The 19,467-nt window shown below is 50.3% G+C and carries 9 protein-coding genes and 1 pseudogene; 3 read left to right on the top strand and 7 right to left on the bottom strand.

Annotation, left to right across the window (positions count from 1 at the left end):
* Window positions 1-33: 33 nt before the first annotated feature.
* From AC50YG_RS06740 to AC50YG_RS06755, 4 genes are all read right to left on the bottom strand, one after another.
* Complete coding sequence (locus AC50YG_RS06740) at window positions 34-1,152, bottom strand: response regulator (RefSeq protein WP_494825659.1); 1,119 nt, start codon at window positions 1,150-1,152, stop codon at window positions 34-36.
* Window positions 1,145-4,231: an ATP-binding protein gene (locus AC50YG_RS06745; protein ID WP_494825661.1), complete on the bottom strand. Its 3,087-nt coding sequence runs from the start codon at window positions 4,229-4,231 to the stop codon at window positions 1,145-1,147. Before AC50YG_RS06745 ends, AC50YG_RS06740 begins: the two co-directional genes overlap by 8 nt.
* Before the next feature lie 202 nt (window positions 4,232-4,433).
* Entirely contained in the window at window positions 4,434-7,157 is a 2,724-nt protein-coding gene (locus AC50YG_RS06750) for a rhamnogalacturonan lyase family protein (protein WP_494825663.1), read from the bottom strand.
* 784 nt (window positions 7,158-7,941) lie between these two features.
* Window positions 7,942-11,004 carry an S-layer homology domain-containing protein gene (locus AC50YG_RS06755; protein ID WP_494825665.1) on the bottom strand — a complete coding sequence of 1,021 codons (3,063 nt, stop codon included), beginning with the start codon at window positions 11,002-11,004 and terminating at the stop codon, window positions 7,942-7,944.
* A gap of 297 nt (window positions 11,005-11,301) precedes the next feature.
* Here AC50YG_RS06755 and AC50YG_RS06760 point away from each other — a divergent pair, with 297 nt between their 5' ends.
* The 3 genes from AC50YG_RS06760 (at window position 11,302) to AC50YG_RS06770 (ending at window position 16,300) form a co-directional block, all read left to right on the top strand.
* Entirely contained in the window at window positions 11,302-13,620 is a 2,319-nt protein-coding gene (locus tag AC50YG_RS06760; RefSeq protein ID WP_494825667.1) for a helix-turn-helix domain-containing protein, read from the top strand.
* A gap of 84 nt (window positions 13,621-13,704) precedes the next feature.
* Window positions 13,705-15,333, top strand: a complete 1,629-nt coding sequence (locus AC50YG_RS06765) for an extracellular solute-binding protein (RefSeq protein ID WP_494825669.1) — start codon at window positions 13,705-13,707, stop codon at window positions 15,331-15,333.
* A gap of 91 nt (window positions 15,334-15,424) precedes the next feature.
* Window positions 15,425-16,300 (top strand): SDR family oxidoreductase, encoded by an 876-nt coding sequence (locus AC50YG_RS06770; RefSeq protein ID WP_494825671.1) that lies wholly within the window; start codon window positions 15,425-15,427, stop codon window positions 16,298-16,300.
* Window positions 16,301-16,743: 443 nt separating this feature from the next.
* On the opposite strand, the gene AC50YG_RS06775 is transcribed toward AC50YG_RS06770, so the two are convergent.
* The 3 genes and pseudogenes from AC50YG_RS06775 to AC50YG_RS06785 all read right to left on the bottom strand — a co-directional run bounded on the left by AC50YG_RS06775 (window position 16,744) and on the right by AC50YG_RS06785 (window position 19,453).
* Entirely contained in the window at window positions 16,744-16,935 is a 192-nt protein-coding gene (locus AC50YG_RS06775) for a YiaA/YiaB family inner membrane protein (RefSeq protein WP_052737008.1), read from the bottom strand.
* A gap of 84 nt (window positions 16,936-17,019) precedes the next feature.
* Window positions 17,020-17,229 (bottom strand): annotated as a pseudogene (locus AC50YG_RS06780) (YiaA/YiaB family inner membrane protein); the annotation flags it as partial.
* A gap of 121 nt (window positions 17,230-17,350) precedes the next feature.
* Window positions 17,351-19,453 (bottom strand): methyl-accepting chemotaxis protein, encoded by a 2,103-nt coding sequence (locus AC50YG_RS06785; RefSeq protein ID WP_494825673.1) that lies wholly within the window; start codon window positions 19,451-19,453, stop codon window positions 17,351-17,353.
* Window positions 19,454-19,467 lie beyond the last annotated feature (14 nt).

Raw genomic sequence — 19,467 nt, forward strand, 5'->3', positions numbered from 1 at the left:
ATTATAAAGGTGAAGCTTATAAATGCTTATATTTTAAAAAACAGACGTGGGATTTAGAGCAAGCACCCTTGTATCTATATCCGGTAAAGCGCCTAATTCGCCGGCAAACAAGTCCCGCAGCTTTCTCTCTTGCGCCGCGGCTGCTTCCTTGTTGCTCATCAGCAAGTGCAAAGCGATTATTTTAGCGTGAATGCGCTCTGCAAACGGCTGCTGTTTTTCCCATCTTTGCAAATACAGCAAAGCAAACTCGTAGCGCTGCTGCCGTACTTCCACATCGACTGCCCATTCCAGCAGCTCGATATATCTGAGTTCAAGCTCCGTCCGTCTCGTCTCCGCCCATTCGTACCCATTGTCCGTTAAATAGCCGTTTCGGTACAGCTCCAACGCCCTTTGCACTTCATCCATGCTGCCGCCGTTTTTGAAGCGCCGATAGCTGCTTTCGAACTCATCGCAATCCCAGCTTTTCGGTTCCCATAACAAGCGGTAGCGTCCCCCTCCGGCGCGGGTCTGCTCAATGACATCCATCAGACCGAGCGCTTCCAGTTCTTTGCGCAGCTGATATACTGTCGTATACAGCATTGCCTGCGCCCGCTCCGCATCCCGGTCCCCCCATAATGCATCCATAATGGTCTCCATCCCAACAGGCTGGTCCCGGTGGTGGAGAAAGAAGGCAAGCAGCTCTTCCGTTTTGGTTCTGCGCATCTTGAGCGTGTTCCCCTGGCTCGTTTCCAAGGAAAATTGCCCAAAGCTGCGGACAAGGATGTCCATTGGCTTCGCGCTTTGCCTTGTCCCTCTCTTCTTTGTGAATCGTTCCAGCGTCTTGCTGATCCGCTGCGCCGTCATGGGCTTCATCACATAATCGAACGCTTCCGATTCAAAAACGTCAACCGCATAATAGTCATAGGCCGTTACGAAAGCGATTCCTACATCGGGTCTGTGCCTCTGAATCTGCTCAGCCAGCTCCAACCCATTCATGCTCGGCATTTTCATATCGACAAAAATCAAGTCAACCTCTATCGTATGTAAGCACGCCACTAGCTCCTCAGCGTCGTCAAAAAGCCCACAAATTTTCACATCGCCCAACGTCCGCAGCACACTCTCAGCCATTTTTAAAGCCGGAAGCTCGTCATCAACCACGACTACTTTAATCATCCAGGTAGTCTCCCTTCGGAATACTAATCTTTATTGCTGTACCCCCATCCTTCTTGCTTGCAAAATCCAAACGCCGACCGTATATCCGAAATAGACGCTGCTGGATGTTTTTCAGAGCCACGCCGCTGCTCTGCGCCCCGCCATCCCCGATTCGTGTTGCATAATAGGAATCTTGAAAACCTATGCCATCGTCCTCTACCGTAATGACGACATCATGCTCCTCCTCGCAAACGGAAATCTTAACGCTCCCCCCTTGCTTGCGGCTCGCCAAACCATGCTGCACCGCATTTTCCACCAAGGGCTGAATGACAAGCGGCGGCAGAAGGCAATCTACATCACCGTCTATCTCATACCTAATCTGCAATCGCTCCCCAAAGCGGGCTTTTTCAATAGATAGATAAGCCTCCACCAGCTCTAGCTCCTTATGCAGCGGAACAAGTTCTTCCAAGTTTCTGAAATCGAAGCTGCCACGCAAATAGTCGCTTAGCGCGGCCAGCAAATCCCGTGCAGCCTGAGGATCATCCAGTGAGTAAGCCGAGATTGTGTTAAGCGCATTGTAGAGAAAATGTGGCTTGATCTGCGCTTGCAGAAAGGCCATCTCGGCAAGTGCCGATTCGCTCGCGGACTTTTTCATTTCCAGCAGTGTGCGAATGCGCGATTTCAACTCGCCAGCCTCGACCGGTTTTCCGAGAAAGTCATTCACTCCCGCGTCGAACGCCGCCAGCATTTCTTCTGGCCGATTTCTTGCCGTAAGCAGCAGCACCGGGAGCTCGGATAGCGAATATTTTTTGCGAATGCTCTGGCACAGCTCGTATCCTGACATTTCCGGCATGATCAAATCAATAACCGCCAAATCAATTCGGCGTTCTTGCTCCAGCTGCCGCATCGCCTCCTTGCCGCTAGATACGGCAATAACCGAATATTTTTCTACGGACAAAAGATTGAGCAGCACCTGCCGATTGGCGGCATCATCATCCACAACGAGAATCGTAACCGCCCCGAAGCTTTCCAGTTTAATCGTCTCTGCCGGGTAGCTTCGCTGAGCTGTACTCCCCAGCCTTGCATGGATTCTATCTACTCCTGCCTCAGCAGGCTCCACGTCCATGCCATTTGCGAGCGGAATAGTAAATGTGAATACCGAGCCTTTACCTAGCTCCGATTCGGCCCAAATGCTTCCGCCATGCAGCTCTACAAGCCGCTTGACGATACTGAGCCCCAGTCCCGTTCCTCCTCGTTCCTTCGCCAGTGCTCCCCCAACCTGCTCGAAGGATTCAAAAATAACTTCCAGCTTATCATTAGGTATGCCAATGCCCGTGTCCGAGACAGACACCACGAGCCAGCCGTTTTCCTCACGCGCTGCAACGGCAATATCCCCTGAAGCTGTAAATTTGAGCGCATTGCCGATTAGATTGTTCATAATTTGCGTAAGCCTGTCTTCATCGGCATAAACATAGTGCTGATCACTCAAACGGTCTGTGAAGCGTATCGGCTTTGCACCGGCGAAATGGCGAAACATCTCGAATATAATGCGCACAAGCGGACGCAGAGCAACAGCCTGCTGATGCAGAACAAGCTCACCATTTTTCAATTTCGAGAAATCGAGCAGATCACCGACCAGATTGCTCATTTTTTTGCCGATGCCTACAATCATCGCCATGTTTTCCTCCTGCTGCGGTGTCATCCGGCCTGCCGCGCCCTCAAGCAGCGATTGCGAAATGTTGATAATGCCATGCAGCGGCGTTTTCATCTCATGGGAGGTGTTCGCCAGAAATTCATCCTTCAGCCGGTCCATCGAGCCGAGCCGCTGTGACAGCTTCTGAACCGAATCAAACGCATTTACAAATCTTCGGGATAATAGCAAGCCCTGTGCCATGAAAAAACACAGCCAAGCAGCCATTTGCAACGATACGTATGACCGTACGCCTAGAAACTCCATCAAGGAGGCAACTGTCATAACCAGCTGCGATACGACGCTGACCAGCATATACACCGAGCCCTCCATCCTCCTCACGACAGCAACGAGCATGACGTAAATGACGTAGAGAACGGCAACAAGCGCCAAGGCGAAATTTACGAGTGTAAAGCGTGTAAAGACGGAGGCCGGAGTCGCCACAGTAAGGAGTACGGTGAACGCTATCAGCAATCCGGACGTTTGCAGCGCGATTTTATGGAACAGATGGGGCAAGGAATACCTCGTATATAGCAGTAAAAACAGCACCGCAAGCACACCGGAAAGATCCTGAATTTTCGTAAACAGCTCATAGGGAATTCCCGGGAACGGCATTAAAAGCATTTTTTCGCCATGTGTCATAGAATACAAGCAGATCGCTATACAGCACAGGCCAAAATAGAGCCATGATCGGTCATGCCCTCGCATTTGAAACAATATGATGAAATAGATGCCCATTAACAGAAAGGTCGTTGCAGCAAACCAGTCCTTGGCCACCGCAAACTCCCGTACAGACAAGATGTCCTCCTGATATCCCAAAAGGATGGAATGGGTAATACCTCCTTGCGAATAACGATAATTGGCAACCTGCACAACAATATCCGCTTCGCCGCCCTCCACCGTAAAAAAACGGACATATGGCGCATTCACGGAAACGGTATCCTCCTTACTCATTCCCGGAATCCCGCGGCCGCCAATCTCCCGACCGTTCACGAACAGCTTATGGGCTGTTTTAATATTCGTCTGCCTGATGCCGAAAACATGCTCTCCTGCTTCCGGAAGCTTTACACGCAAGCGGAAGGTTCCATAGCCGTAGGGGGAAGGTTCATCTGCCGCCACTGCATATTGCTCCCATCTATCCGGTACATGGACGTAGCCCGTTCTCTCAAGCCCTTGTCTGTCCCGCTTCTCCAGCTTAAAATCAGCCGGGGCCAGTAGCCGGTTCTGGTAAAATTCCCACTCCCCGTCCAGGCGGGCAATACCGTTTTCGGAGAAAGCCCATTTTGTCAAATCCAGCTCCCCGTTTACAGCTTCTGGAACGTCGCTGGCAATCGTCGCAAAGGGGAACGCCATAATGACCATCCATATCCCACAAAAAATCGTGATGGCAATCGCCACTTTTTTCCGCATCTTTCTTCCCCTCTTATGTTAGCAGTTGATTTCTACTCTACTATAAACGATTTAGCAGCATCTTTTCAGACTCATCGCAAAAAAACCTTCAAGACCGCGCTAAAACGCAGCCTTGAAGGTTTTCCGGTGCTCTGCAGCGGTATGCGCATTTGCGCTAGCCGCCACAAGCCATATAAACGGGCCTACTCTATCCTTTATACCATTAGTGAACTTTAATATTCAGCACATCGCCTGCAAGCTGCGTATTCACGCCTGCTCCGTCCGTGCCGATCAGCTTGGTTACCGCAAGCGCGGTCACATCAGCTGGCGCATCCGCTTTTATGCGGAAGGTCAGCTTGAACAAATTGCCCAGCGGATTATTCAGTCCGTCGCCCGCATGACTGCCCTTCAAGCTGATAACGCCTGCAGCGTCCACATGCTCATTGATTACAAATCTGCCTGTATCCAGCGATTCCGGTATTCTTACAAGCTCCAATACAGTCGGATCATATTCGATTCGAATGCTTTGCTCCGCAATGCCTCTTGGCACATTTTGCAGGGCATAAACGACATCGAAGCTTTGTCCCTTCGCCATTGCATGAGGTCCAATGAGCGTTGCGCCGATGGAGCTTCGATCATCCACAACGGGTGTCCAATAATTCGGAATCGGTACACCTGCAAAATTCGTGTCCGATGCAAAATAGAAGCTTGTGTACGTTGGCTGGTTATACGTCGTATTTTGCCAAGCTACGCCTGTACGGTACTGCGGATCATGCATCAGCGTATACAGCTTGCGATCTGTCAGCTCCGTGCTCGTATAGATGCGGATAGCCGAGCTGTCCACGGTGCGCACAAGCATTTCCTCCCGCCAGTCTCCGAAAATATCCGCTACGAGCGAAGGCGTTCCCTTCGTATGATTATTCGTGCGGGTTCCATTTGCCGTTAGCAATCTGCCGCGTTTCCAATCATCAATCGTCGGCGTGTTTTCCAAGGAACCATTCACAATTTGCGTCGTCATATTGCCCGCCCATTTGATGTTCATGTTCGTTCCTGGCGAGGTAGTGCTGATCTGAGTCCCGCTTGCTGTCCATGTGCCAACCGCCCATGTCTCCAGCCCTCTGTGATTCGGGTCGATATCGCCTACCATGCCGCGTCCGGTATCCTTGCCGGTGTAGCCGCCATAAATGACTTCGCCTGTCGCAGCATCGCGCAGCGAGTAGCCATAAGGGGCATACGGCCCACCCTCATGCACCATAAAAATTTCTAAGCCCGGACGGTCAGGATCAATATCTGCGACATGAAGCGCATCGCCATGTCCAAGACCTGCATACGTCCCCGGATTTGCGCTGCCCGGCGGCAAAATATCGCCCGAGCTGTAGAGCAGTGTACCGTCATGGTCAATCGTCGAGGAGCCATAAATAATTTCCTGCTTGCCATCGCCATCTACATCCGCCGTGCTTAGCGAATGCGCACCCTGCGTCGTAAGCGTTGCAAAGGCCGGATTCAGTCCCGGTCTGCCATGCGGCCCATCGTTGAAAGGATTCGTCATCGGCACCCAGCCGCTGTCGACAAACCAGTGCTCGCGCAAATGCTTGCCGTCCCATTCATAGGAAACGAGCGTCGAGCGCGTATAGTAGCCGCGGGCAAATACGGCATAAGGCTTCGTGCCATCCAAATAAGCTACGCCTGCAAGGAAACGGTCTACACGGTTGCCCGGCTCAATCCGGCCCATCGCATAGTCGCCCCACATGAGGCCATCGTCATGCCGGCCCGGCTTGTAGGGGATCGTCTCCAGCTCCTTGCCTGTCGCTCCTTCAAACACGGTCAAATATTCTGGCCCGCTCAAAATAAAGCCTTCAAAATCACGCAGCTTGTTGTTGCCGCTGCGCGCTGGCGCATATACATCCATAAAATAATCCGTCAGCGCTTCCGCATCCTCGCGGGACAGAGGATAGGCATATTTCGGCGCAATACCGAAGCTTTCTTCCAGCGTTGCCGGCCAATTGCCGTTTACGACCTCCTCATGCTTGTCCCAGTTCATGAACATATTTACGACATGCTCGTAATAGCCCTGCTTGCTCACGCGATAATCGTCGTTATTGCTGTAGCCTGCTGCAATATCCTCTTGAGGCATCGTAATATAATTTTCGGACGCGATTCCTCCGCTGCCGTCGTATTTCGTTATTTTGGTACCCGGCGCTGTCTTGAACATCATTTCCGCCTTGCCGTCACCGTCAAAGTCATACACCATAAATTCGGTATAATGCGCGCCGGCGCGAATATTCGGCCCTAGCTCAATGCGATACAGCTGCGTGCCATCAAGCTCGTAGGCATCAATAATAACCTCGCCGGTGTAGCCCTTCTGCGACACATCCTTGGCGTTCGACGGGTCCCATTTGACGATATATTCATATTGCCCGTCGCCATCCACATCGCCGACGCTCATGTCGGCAGCCGAATATGTGAAAGCCTCGCCCACAGGGGTAACCCCGTCAGCCGGCTTATTAAGCGGCAAATCATAATAGCCATTTCCCCACGGTATAGCTTCACTGCTGCGTGCCAGCTCTTCCCCATTCACCACAGCCGCTACCTGGTAACGCGATGAAGCGCTGCCCTGCGGATCCAAGTAGTTCGTGCTGTCCGTCACCGTTGCAATGAGCGTACCATCCCGATAAACGTTGAAATTCGCTCCGGTCATTCCACCCTCGGAATAGCCCGTCACCTCATTGCCTAGCAGCCGCCAGCTGAGAAATACGTTTCCCGAAGAAGCTACAGCTACAAGTCCTCTATCCAAATATTCCAGCTGTACTTTGCTCAAAGCTGTCCCTGCTTGCCCTGAGGCTGTCGTTTCCGCAGCAGTTGCGCCTGCGGCGCTGCCGCATAGCAGCGTAAGCCCCGTTAGCGTGGCAGCCGTCCTTTTAAGCCAGTTGGAGTGGTTGCTGAACATGAATCAATCGCATCCTTTCGATTTGAAGATCAGTTGGTTGCGCTTACAAAATACAGGTTGAACGATCTAGCCTCCTTTTTCCGACAGCTATTTAGCGCAGTAAATCCCTTTTTAGTATATAGATTCCTATTTGGCGACACTAGGAAAAAAACAGAGTATTTCCATTAAATAACCGTCTTTTCCTATCGTTAGAAGATACTCCCTTGCCCCTCTCCTTTCGTAAGTTCAAAGGATATCGTGAATATAAGTTGAACTAGTGAATGGAAGAAAGAGCAGCCATCGAACTGGAGTCCTGACTGACTAACTTCCTGTCAGTCTTGTCTAAAGGGAATCGGAGGGTGAGAGGACCGAGAGGCCGTTAAAACTGAACATTTCCCCTTTTTATCCGGTTCGCGGACTCAGAAGCCGCTATTGTCTCCAAAAACCGTGAAATGCCACCAGAAATCGGATGATAGCGGCCCCACAGTCCGCCAATAGGAATATATGATCTCAATTCAAAAAATAAGGTCTGTGCAGTCCGATAGGACACGGCTATCAGCAGCCATTTTCAAGTAAAGCTTGGAGTTGGGGTAGAGCCTCCTTGTCTAAGCAGCTTCAAGCATGATTCATCACTGGTGTTATATTCGATAGACCAAGCTAAATCGCTTGTGTCAAACGAAAAAAAGAGAACCCCAATTTCGAGTTCTCACTGTTCCATGTTTTCTTGTTTCTTGTTTCTTGTTTCTTGCTTCTGTTCCCTTGAATCTCACACTTTAAAGCTTATTTTTTCGAATATTTGACGCTATTATTGTTTATTCATGCTTTGATGCAGCACAGCTAGCATCTTCGCCGCTTCGGCTCTTGTTGCGCCGCCTTTCGGATCAAAGGCATTGCCGCCCTTGCCGGAGATAATTTCGGCCTGCTGCAACGAAACGATTGCATCTGTTGCCCACGAGCTAATGCTGCTTTGATCAGCAAAAGTAACTCCGCTAGCCGACTTAGGCAGCGTGAAGCCAGCCTGATCCGTAAATCGCTTCAGCATAACCGCCATTTCCTCACGGCTAATCGGCTCATTTGGCTTGAATGTGCTGCTCGATGATCCTTGGACAATCGCATGCTCTGCTGCCCAAGCTACATAAGGCAGGTACCAATCTCCGGCTTTGACATCTCCGAATGCGGAGGTCGTATTTCCAGACACATCTGCGCCTGCAATACCCGCCAGTATTTTAGCAAATTCTGCTCTCGTAATGTTCTTATCCGGTGCAAACTGGTTGCCGCCGCTGCCTTCAATCATATCACGGGCAGCTAAATAGGAGATGAATGAAGCTCCCCAATGGCTGTTTGTATCGCTAAAGCTGATCTTATTGTAGCCAACAGCATAATGACTGAGGTGATTCGTTACGAAAGTAACCTTGCCATTGCCGTAGCTGGAATTGCTCATGATGCTAGGCTTCCCGTCATTGTCGATATAATAAGCAACAATGGCGCTTGTATCCTCGCCCTGTGCAGGCGTATAAGGAATATCAATTTGAATGCTGCTGCCACCAAAGGTAGAAAGACTCGTATTTCCGGATTCAATCGCTATATCCAGCACTGGTCTTGCGCCAACTACATTTTTGGCTTCCGGTGTAAGCGTGTCTGCTCCGCTTTGTGTTACCTTGACATGAATGTTATTGCCTGCAGCCTTCTCAATTGCATTCAGCGTAGTTGAATGAATGGTAAGGGTGCCGAATGGAGTCACCACGACCACTTTATCCACTTTGCCAGCAGACAGGTTGGCAACAGCAGCTTTGGATAGCGAGATGCCGACTGATTTGGCGTTATCTGCCGATTCAACGGTCAGCGTGACGATTCGTGCTCCCGCTTCTTTCACCTGAGCCTGCTCCACTACGGTTTTAATCTGAGCATCGTCAATGACAGCCTCTGCATTTCCATTAGCGTCAGCCTTTGCTGTCACCGTTACACCAGAATTCTGATCTACAGGGTTAGCTGGAGTAGGCGTTGGAGCAGGTGTTGGTGAAGGCGTTGACGTATTACCCGAGCCTCCAGAACCACCAGAGCCTCCAGAACTCGATTTATTCGTAATTTCAAGCGTTATTTTATCGGCTTGATAAACGACCTGAGCATTATACTGGCTCGGCACCCCGCTGATCTCGACCGATGAGAACTGTCCGCTTTGCTGATTAGCACCGTAGCTCACAAGTGTGACAGAGCCATTGCTTGGCACGTAGCTGCTTGGAAAATTCACCTGCAATTTTCCGTTCGCATTTACCGCGCCTTTAATTTCAAGCACATCACTAGCGCTCGCAACGTTAAGCTCAAGCTTACCGCTCGCAGCTTGCGTGAAATCCCCGTCAATCGTCATTTTTCCAGCTACATTCTCCGTAAGCGTACCGCCGTTATTCACGACATCGCCGTTTCCAAGAGCTGTTGCCGAACCGCTCTCCAGCGTACCCGCGTTAATCTGAGTACCACCGGAATACGTGTTGGTACCGAGCAGCTTCAAGGCGCCGGTTCCTTCCTTCGTCAGCTTGCCAACGCCAGAAATATCATTCTTCCAGCTGTCCACTGCATGGAAGCCGCCCTTGCTGGCATCCATCGACACCGTTGCGTCACTGTCAAAAGCGCCATATCCGTCTGCTGCTGCAAAGAGATTCAGACGTCCCCAGCCTTCTGGGTCATCGAGCACCGGATAGCCGGAAGAAATGCCGGTAGTAGCCAATACCGCACGGCGCTGCTCGCCCGTCAAATAAGGCTGGCGCGTTTCCAGCAGCACTTCTGCCCCTTTAGGTACAACCATCGGCTCGGTTGTCGAATGGATCTGATCGAAGCCGTAGGTCAAACGCTCGGTAAATTGCACTTTATTTTTCTCATAGTCAGTGAAACGGTCTTCCGCTGTACCTGTTTCGGTCAACAGAAGGGCATGCGCCTGATTATAAGCCTCCTGCTTGAGTGCCGCATGGTCCGGGTCAGACAAGGTAGCAGCCGCTAGCGCCGTTGCCATAACACGTCCCCCTATAACATCTAGCGGTGAATGCATGCCTGCAATAATCCGGCTGTTCCCCATTTCCGAAGCACGGGTCAGCAGCTCTTGGAAGCGCTCAGGCACAGCATAAGCCAGTGCATAAGAAGCAAGATACGAAGCATTTGTATGACCGCTTGGGAAGCCGCCATCCGTAGCCGGCGTTGTGCTGATTGCAGGAACCAGCGTCGGCACAATCATATTTGTATCATTAGCCCAGCGGTATGGACGCATATAGCTGTAGAAGTTTTTAGAAGGATTGCTGGATGCGTAATTGCCTCGCAGCGTCCCGATCAAGTCTACCATTTTGCCAAGCTCGGAATTCGAGTCGCCCGCTTTATTGGAGCCATTGCCGTCGTTGTATTTGACCGTAGTGGCATCATCAGGGATGCTCGTAATCGTCGTGAAGGTTCCTGTTTTGTCGCGATACACATCTGCCAGAGCGCCAAGACCTTCAGTCGCTCCATACGATTGATTTGTCCGGTCAACGAAATAAGCCAATTGTTCATCTTCCGCCGTACGAGTGGCAGCAATGTTTGCTACATATTGAATGTTGTAGTCCAGCACGCTACTGTTGCGCTTTGTGCCATTGTTCCACGAAGTACCAGGCTCCCAGAGCTCCTGAAACCCGGAAAGCACGCCGATGACCGGATTGGAATATACCGACTGATTAGCAGAAATACTGTTTTTGTAGTTGTCTACAAAATGTCCCCATGCCGGAGCTGGCGGCAGTTCAATTGAAGCTCCGTTTGATGCTGCGGTTGCAGCATTCCCCACTACGGAATTGGAAAGCAGTAAGAGGCCCAATGCAACAGATATAACCTTTTTGGTAGAATTCTTTTTCAAGTTGAGTCTACTCCCATCGTTTCGTTTTTTTGTTTTCCGAATCGATTTCGAGCGTAACATTTGGCCCTGCTGCTCCTCAATATAACAATTTCTGAAATGTATAAAAATCGTATCCTATCCTCTCAAATTCATGCTTTCCCCCCTGTTCTGGCTGGAGAAAGGATGAGAAATAGGTTCTATGCTATAGAGTCTTTTGCTGCATATCTTCCTCAAGCCGAATAATGTTAAGATTTGATTAATGGGTATAAGTTCGTCCATCCGGTGGTGTATAATCGAGGCGGTGAGGAGGCGTAGACCGTGAAAAAGTGGAACTCTGTATTTGCTAATCTGGCTGTATCTTATATTTCCATCGTGCTGGTCATTGTTCTCTTGCTCTGCTCCGTCTTCTATATTTATTTCTCAAAAAGCTATGAAGAGGAGCTGCACTCCAAAAATCAGCTGATCATAGACAACACAGCCCAAACGATTGAAGCTACGGTGCTTCAGAGCGTGCAGCAAATCTATCTGAATCTATCTCTCGATAAAACCGCAGATATTCGTTTATTTGCCGATTCCTCCTATAAAAACAACCTTAGCAAAGCCATTGATCTGCAGGAATTGCTCCAGTCACAAGTAGCTGCCCATTCAGACCTCATCTATGCGGCGCATTTGTATTATCCGGAGCAAAATGTCATGCTCTCCTCCAATTATGGGCTGAAATTCAATGCCGACCAAGGCAGCAGCGCCGTATTTTTTGCCGATTGGATGAATGGGATGCGAGGTAATAAGCAAAACCAGCTCTGGACAACAACCCGATTGATTCCACAAGATATTTATTCCAGCCTGCCGAATAGCAAAAGCGAAGCCTTGATTACCTACACGCATAGCTATCCCTTTCAAGCCTCTGGCGAAAACAGTGATCTGCTGATTGCGATTGACTTGAAGGAAAGTGCGATTAGCGGGGTTATTCGGAATATGATGCCCGCGCAATATGAAAGCACGTTTATATTAGATCGTTCCGGGAGCCTGATCACGGGTTCAGACTATGAAAGCCTAGGTTTGCACAACGCTACCGACTCCAGCATCACCGAGACCTTGCAGTCCAAGGCGGAGTCTGGCCGCTTTAAAGACACGATTAATGATGCCCCTTATGCGGTTTCCTACCAAACGCTGCCATCGACCGGCTGGAAAATATACAGCGCCATGCCTGCCAGCTTCTTCTATCAAAAGTTGATTTTCGTGCAAAAGCTTGTACTTGTCATCTGTGTAGCTGCCCTATTGATAGGAATCGTATTATCCGGGATTTTTGCTAGAGTAAGTTACAGCCCAATTAAGCGATTGGCGGGAAGAATAAAGGACTTATCCGGGCATGCGCCTGAAAATGTGACGAATGAATTCAAGCTTATTGATACCGCTTTCATTAGGCTGAACGATAAGGTCAGCAATCTGGAAGAGACGCTTCAGGCCAATAGCTCGGTTATCAGGCATAATGTATTGCTGAACCTGCTCCACAATAGCAATACAAGAGAAAAATTGGCGGAAGAGCTCCCCTTTCTCGGCATCTCTCAGGCCTACAGTCATTATTGCAGCATGATTGTAAATACGGGCCAAGCCTATGCCCATTTAAGCTCCAGAGATATGCAGTATGTCGTGTACCGAATGATCAGCCAGTTGGAGGGGGCCTCTGTGCCGGAGGCACATATCATTGCCGAGGAGCTGCCGGACAAGACGATCGTTATCCTTGTTTGCGCGAGCGAAACCTGCGACGTATTTTTAGAGCAGCTGTCCCGTTTTGTATTAGCGGAAGCCAAGCAGCAGTTTCAGCTGGATTTTCAAATTTCACAGGGGTGCTGGGTAGAGGATATCATTGAGGTTCACCAAAGCTATATGGAAGCCCAAAGCTTAATAAAATACGGCTATTTCCTGCCGGATAGATCCATTTTGAATGATCGTACTCTACTCGATCGCGAGCATAGCCTTGAAGAAATCCCGCAAGCGATGCTTATGAGGTTCAGAGATAAATTGCATGCCCGTCAAGCCCCCGAAATTGCGGCAGCGGTTGAGCAATTGGTTGTGACGATGCGGGAAGGCATGTACTCTGCCGATTATTGCCGCTTTGTTTTGGCGAACACCGTATACGTCTACTCCGATTATTTGAAAAGCGTTCGATACCAGCAGCACGATCAAGGCCATCTGGATTTATACAATCAGTTTAACGAGACACGTAATATCTATCATTTTCAGGAATGGCTGGTTAGCTCCCTATCGACATGCCTTGAGCAAATGGAAAAACGGAATAACGATCGAGCTGTCTCCAGCATTGACGCTGCCAAGCAATATATTCGCAACCATTTATCGGAGGATCTGTCGCTTGAGACGGTGGCTGCCCAGGTGTTTATTAGTCCCAAGTATTTGAGCAAGCTCTTTAAGGAAGAGAGCGGCATCACCTATACCGACTATGTCACCAGCCAGCGAATGGAAAAAGCGACCGCTTTAATCGTGAACAATAATATGTCTGTTGAGCAAATTGCCAGTACAGTCGGCTATAGGACTGCGGCTTATTTTATTAAGAAATTTAAGGAACGGCATGGGTGTACGCCGGGCAATTATTTGCGCCATACCGTTAAGCAAGCGTAAACGGCTGTCGCCGTCCTTTGGCGGCAAAGCTGCCGCTTCAGCCATAGCGTGCATGCAGAAATACGATTCAAGGAAGGTTTCATCATGAAAATGAAGGAAATACAGCGTATCGCCGCCCTAATAGCCGTCGCATGTCTAAGCTTGGTCAGCGGGTGCGAAACAAGCTCTGTGCACCTGTCTGCTGCCAAGGATTTGCAAACCCCGATAGCTTCTGACAGCCCGCAGCACAGCATTTCCTGGACGATGCATCTCAATCTGCCTGTTCCAGAAAATGCGGAGATGGTGCGCCTCCTTGAAAATAAATTCAATGTCAATTTGGACGTCTGGAATTTAGAAAATAACAAATATGAAGCGCTTCTGGATATGATGCTGGCGCAGGGCGAAATTCCCGATTTATTCAGAATCAGACAGACTCAGGATCTCCTGAAATATCAACAGCAAGGCTTGCTGGCCGAAATTCCCGAGGAAATGCTTAATCAGTACGCTCCAAACATTATGAAGGCCATTCGAGAAAATGCGCCCGCCTATCAGGATTATGGCAAAATCGACGGCAAATATTATGGCATTCCTGTCGTCAATCCCACAAACATTTATCGCATACCTGTTATATATAGAGAGGATTGGCTCGATAAGCTAGGTCTGACGGTGCCTGAGACGCTAGCTGATTTTGAGAAGGTCATCTATGCATTTGCGAATGAAGATCCGGATGGCAATGGCAAGAAAGATACGTACGGCTTGTCCAGAGAAGGAATGAATGTTGTTTTCGGCGCTTTCGGGCAAATCGTCTTCGCGGACCAGCTTTACTTCGGGGTGAAAAATGAAAAGCTCATCATCGGCGCATTGGAGCCGGAAATGCAGGAGGCGCTGCACTATCTTCGTAAGTGGTACGCTGATGGCATCATCGATCCCGAGTTTATTACCGGCGAAAATAAAGGCGGCTACAAGCATCTGTCCCATGCCTTTATCAATGGAAAAATCGGCATGACCTCCATGGGCAATTACTATCACTGGATTCAAGCTGGCGATTATTTAGCCTTAGAGGATGAGGGCGGCGCGAATGGCGCGGAGATTCCGGTAGAAGCTACATTTAACGCAAAGGAACTAACGGCGGGCAATCCTCAGGCCCGAATTGTGTTCGGCCAGCCCTTTCGTGGGCCGGAAGGAAAACGGGGCTCCAAAGCCTATGATATGCTGATGAGCTTCACCGCTATCGGAGCTGACGCAGCCGTTGATCCAGGCAAGATGGAGACGATCCTCCAAATACTTGACTATGTGAGCGCGAGTCCCGACCCGGATGAATATGCCTCAATGAAATATGGGATCAAGGGCACACACTGGACATGGGCAGGAAACGTGAAGGAGGATGTCATTGTGCTGCCTCCTTATGACACCATGTTCAACTATCAAAATACAATCGGCGCCAATCTAGGCATGACGGTACCCTTGGTCCCTAAAGAACGAAGAGAGCGATGGGCCTCAACCTTAAACCTTGATCAAGATGGCATCTACAACGCTTTGGAGGTTGCGACTCCCTCCTTAATCCATAACGGAGCTGAATTAATCAAGTTAAAAAACAAAGCCTATGTCGCCTTTATTACCGGCGAGAAGCCGCTAGAAGACTTTGATCGTTTCGTCCATGAGTTTATGAAGGCGGGCGGAACGGAGGTACTACAGGAAGCAAATGACTGGTATCGCCAGCATGCTGTAAAATGACGGAAAACCATGTATAACCTCTGCACGTTTATTCCACAATAAGAACGTTTTGTTATAGGCGCATGCCGCGCCATTACAAGGAGGTTATAGGATGAGTCCATCTACAACACAAGCGCCAGCCCAGACGCTGCCGCCCCAGCATCAGGATCAGCAGCCTGGACTGGAATCCGTTATGCATCCGCAGCCTGTCTATAAATCCGCAACTTATAAGGCTGCTGGAAAGCTGATGGGCAAAGCGGCGATTATTACCGGAGGGGACAGCGGAATTGGACGTGCCGCAGCGATCGCTTTTGCAATGGAGGGCTGCGATGTCAGCATCGTTTATTTGGAAGAGGACTCCGACGCGAAGGTTGTAAAACAGGAGATTGAGCAGCTTGGCAGATGCTGCCTGCTGATTTCTGGCGATATCGGCGATGAAGCCTTCTGTCAACAAGCGGTCGAGCAGACGGTTCAGGCATTCGGCAAGCTCGACATCATCGTCAATAACGCTGCAGAGCAGCATGTGCAGCAGCGCCTTGAGGATATTACGGCGGAGCAGCTTACCGCTACGTTCCGCACCAACGTATTCGCGATGTTTTATTTGACGAAAGCGGCGCTCGCCCATTTGAAGCAAGGCGCATCCATTATTAATACGGCATCGATTACCGCCTATCGCGGCAATGAGACGCTGATCGACTATTCGGCCACCAAAGGCGCGATCGTCTCCTTCACCCGCGCCCTATCCGCCAATTTGGCAGGCCAAGGCATTCGGGTCAATGGCGTCGCGCCGGGCCCCATCTGGACGCCGCTTATTCCGTCCAGCTTCGACGCACAGAAGGTCGCCACCTTCGGAGGTGATACGCCGATGAAACGTCCCGGTCAGCCTGCCGAGCTTGCCGCCGCCTACGTCTATCTCGCATCGGATGACTCCAGCTATGTCACCGGACAGATGATGCACGTCAACGGCGGGGAAATTATTAACGGGTAACAAAAAAATAAAAGTGCAACTCCCAGAATGATTTTGGATTAGCGCCAGCTTACGCGGGCTTTTCCAATACCTAATTCTGAGAAGTGCACTTTTCATTTACCTGCAGCCTGCCCACTTGAGAACCGCAGCATCCGAGCCTTGCTGAAGAAATACAGCTCGCGACGCTCCCTCTTTTTTCGACGGACTGAGGTTCCGCTATTCTGGCTTTTAATCCAAATTCCGGCCGTAGGCGGACAGGAAAGCCGTTATCACCCTCATTTACCCGTCAAAATGGCTAACAGCAGCGCATTAGCGGCTTCTGGGTCCGGAGCCTGTTCCTTATCTCGTAATTCCGTTGAAATAGCGGCTGCTGGGTCCGCCAAATAATAGGATCATGAGCTGGCTCGCTTACATTTGCATGCTATTTGCATACATTTGCGTACATGCCCTAGAATGCGCTGGTCTTACTCCTCTTCCGGACCCAAATGCACTTTATCCTCTTCATTATCGCGAACCGTTTTCTGAAGCACGAGGCAAGCTACAATCAGGAAAGCTCCGGCGATTGCATAGTAGCCTTTTACATAGAATGGCTCCTCCAGCGTGTACAAGCCGATGTATTGCGCAAGCACAGCAATGATAAAGCCGATCCAAGCCATGAATGTAAAGGCTGGCGTGTTGCGATTGCGATAGGAAGGATTTTGTTCCTTCAGAAATTTATCCTCATCATTGTCGCGGGCAAGCTTCTGGAGCGTAAAAGAAGTAATGACGAGCAAAATTCCTGTTACGGCGTAGTAGCCCTGAACCGAAAGCGGCTGATTGAGCGTATAAATGCCGATAAATTCAAAGGCGAATGCGAGTACAAAAGCTCCCCAAGCCATAAACGTATAAGTTGGTGTATTCCGGCGACGGTAAAAGTTCATTGATTTGCGAACAGGCATTTGATTTTCCATGATAGGCGTCCTCCCGTATAACCTTGCGGTTATTTGTTTGATAGCCTTATCTTACCTGTTTTCGCTGGAATAAATAGTACCATCTTCTCTTAGTACCAGCTGCTAATACGATGCAATCAGCTTACACAGCGCTTCCTTCCCGCTCGCTCCCCGCCAATCCGCTACCCTCTGCATGAAAAGCTTGAACGGCACTGTCCAGCCGCTCCACTAATTCGCCAAGCTGCTCGGCAGCAGCGGTCACCTGCTCGAAGCCGTCCGTCTGCTCCTCCACCGCCTCGGCCACCTGATTGGACAAATCGCTGCTCTGCGCCGCAATAACCGCAAGGCTGCCGAGCTGCTCATGCACTTGGCCGACACCGATGCTAAGCTTAGCAATATGCTCGCTGCTCTCCTTGATTTGGCGCGTGCTGCCTGATACTGAAAGGGAGATGTCGCGCAGCGCTTCATCCATCTGCTTCACTACCTCGGATTGCCTGCTGCTTTGCTCCCTCACCTCCGCCATAGAGACGACGGTTTTCCCGATATCCTGCTGTACACCTGAAATGAGCGCCACCGTTTCTTCCGTCGCCTCGCGCGACTGCTGGGCAAGCTTGCGCACTTCCTCCGCTACGACAGCGAAGCTGCGACCCGACTCTCCCGCTCTGGAAGCTTCAATCGAAGCGTTCAGCGCCAAAATGCCTGTCTGCTTGGCAATGCCGCTAATCGTCGTCAAAATTTGATTCACGCTTTCCGCCTTGCTCCGCAAATCGCTAATGATTTCGCCGATTTGCTGCGTCGCCTCATTGCTGCTGTCATTGCGCCTTGCCAGCTCCTGCATCAAGGCAAGCCCCTGCTCATTGCCCTCATTCATCTGCACGATGCCCTGCCATACCTCCTCCGTCTGCTCGCGCAGCGCGGAAGCTTTATCCGCAAGCTCTGTGGCGGTATCCGCACAGGCAGCCAGCATCGCCGATTGCGACCGATTGCCCTCGGCAATTTCGGCCACCGATGCGGTCATTTCCTGCGCTGCAGCCGTCGTCTGCTGCGATACGGCCAGCAGCGTATGCGACGACTGGCCGATTTCCACGGTCGTTTCTTTAATGCTGCCCGTCAAGCGGCGCAGCTGCTGCACCATATGATTGAACCCGCTGCCAATTCGTCCAATCTCATCCTTTCCTGTATAGCGAGACTGCACATCCAGCTGTCCGGCGCTGACCAGCTCCATATCCGCCACAATTCGTTTCAGCGGACGCACCATGCGCGTGCCTACGATGAGCGCGGTCAACACAGCCAGCACAATGACGCCCAGCAGCAAATAAAGAATGAGCCACGTCTGATGGTTAACCTCCTGATAAATATCATGGGTGGGAGATGCCACAATTAACGTATAGTCATTCGACAAATTCGCATAGGCAACGAGCGTCTCTTCTCCGCCCCACTGTGTAAGCATGACACCTCTGGGCTCCTGCCCTACCTTTTGCGAAAAGGCCTCATCCACATCTTTCAGCACAGCAGCCTCTGTATGGACAGGATCAATAAGCAGCTTCTGGCTGGCATTAACCAGAACCGCATAGGTATCATCAAACGTACGAATGTCGCCTAGAAAGCTTTGAAAAAGGTCAAAACGAATATCCATCCCCACAATGCCGACGGATTCTCCATTTTTAAACAATGGCACCGTATAGCTAATCATATCGACGCCAATATTCTCATTGCGGTATGGGTCAAGCCACATCGCCTTGCCCGACTGGACAGGGAGATAATACCAGCCTACATGGGCGGTATCGCTAGGATCGTATTGGCTGAAATCGGTTGGCGTCAGCTGCTGCATCTTGCCGCTGTCATCCGAGTCCGCATGAAAAATGCCGGAGGTCGGAGCAGTAAACGCAGGATTAAATCGAATATAGAAGGACATTGCTCCTTCCGTCTCTTCCGCAAACTGTGCAGCAATCGGGCGCAGCGTCTCCTCATACTCTGTAACGTACTCGCCATCTGTCTTGAAGCGCTCCAAATCATTCAGCAGGGATACAGCGGTTATCGCCAAGCCATCGACTGAATTTTGAATGGCATTGATTTTGGAATCCAGCTCGCCAGCGGCGCTGTCGACCGTCAGCTCTGCATTATCTCGCGAGTAGCGCTCCAGAATATTATTGCTAGTATACAAACCCGTAAACCCTACAATCGTTCCAGACAACACTGCAAAAATAATAATTGCCAGCATGATGCGAATACGAATGCTACTCATCCTACTCCTGCCTC

The organism is Paenibacillus sp. J31R34, from assembly GCF_059383715.1.

Bases quoted from the DNA above. Each gene is read 5' to 3' on its own strand.
- AC50YG_RS06740 (WP_494825659.1), bottom strand. From the start codon at position 1,152: ATGATTAAAGTAGTCGTGGTTGATGACGAGCTTCCGGCTTTAAAAATG.
- AC50YG_RS06745 (WP_494825661.1), bottom strand. From the start codon at position 4,231: ATGCGGAAAAAAGTGGCGATTGCCATCACGATTTTTTGTGGGATATGG.
- AC50YG_RS06750 (WP_494825663.1), bottom strand. From the start codon at position 7,157: ATGTTCAGCAACCACTCCAACTGGCTTAAAAGGACGGCTGCCACGCTA.
- AC50YG_RS06765 (WP_494825669.1), top strand. From the start codon at position 13,705: ATGAAAATGAAGGAAATACAGCGTATCGCCGCCCTAATAGCCGTCGCA.
- AC50YG_RS06770 (WP_494825671.1), top strand. From the start codon at position 15,425: ATGAGTCCATCTACAACACAAGCGCCAGCCCAGACGCTGCCGCCCCAG.
- AC50YG_RS06775 (WP_052737008.1), bottom strand. From the start codon at position 16,935: ATGGCTTGGATCGGCTTTATCATTGCTGTGCTTGCGCAATACATCGGC.
- AC50YG_RS06785 (WP_494825673.1), bottom strand. From the start codon at position 19,453: ATGAGTAGCATTCGTATTCGCATCATGCTGGCAATTATTATTTTTGCA.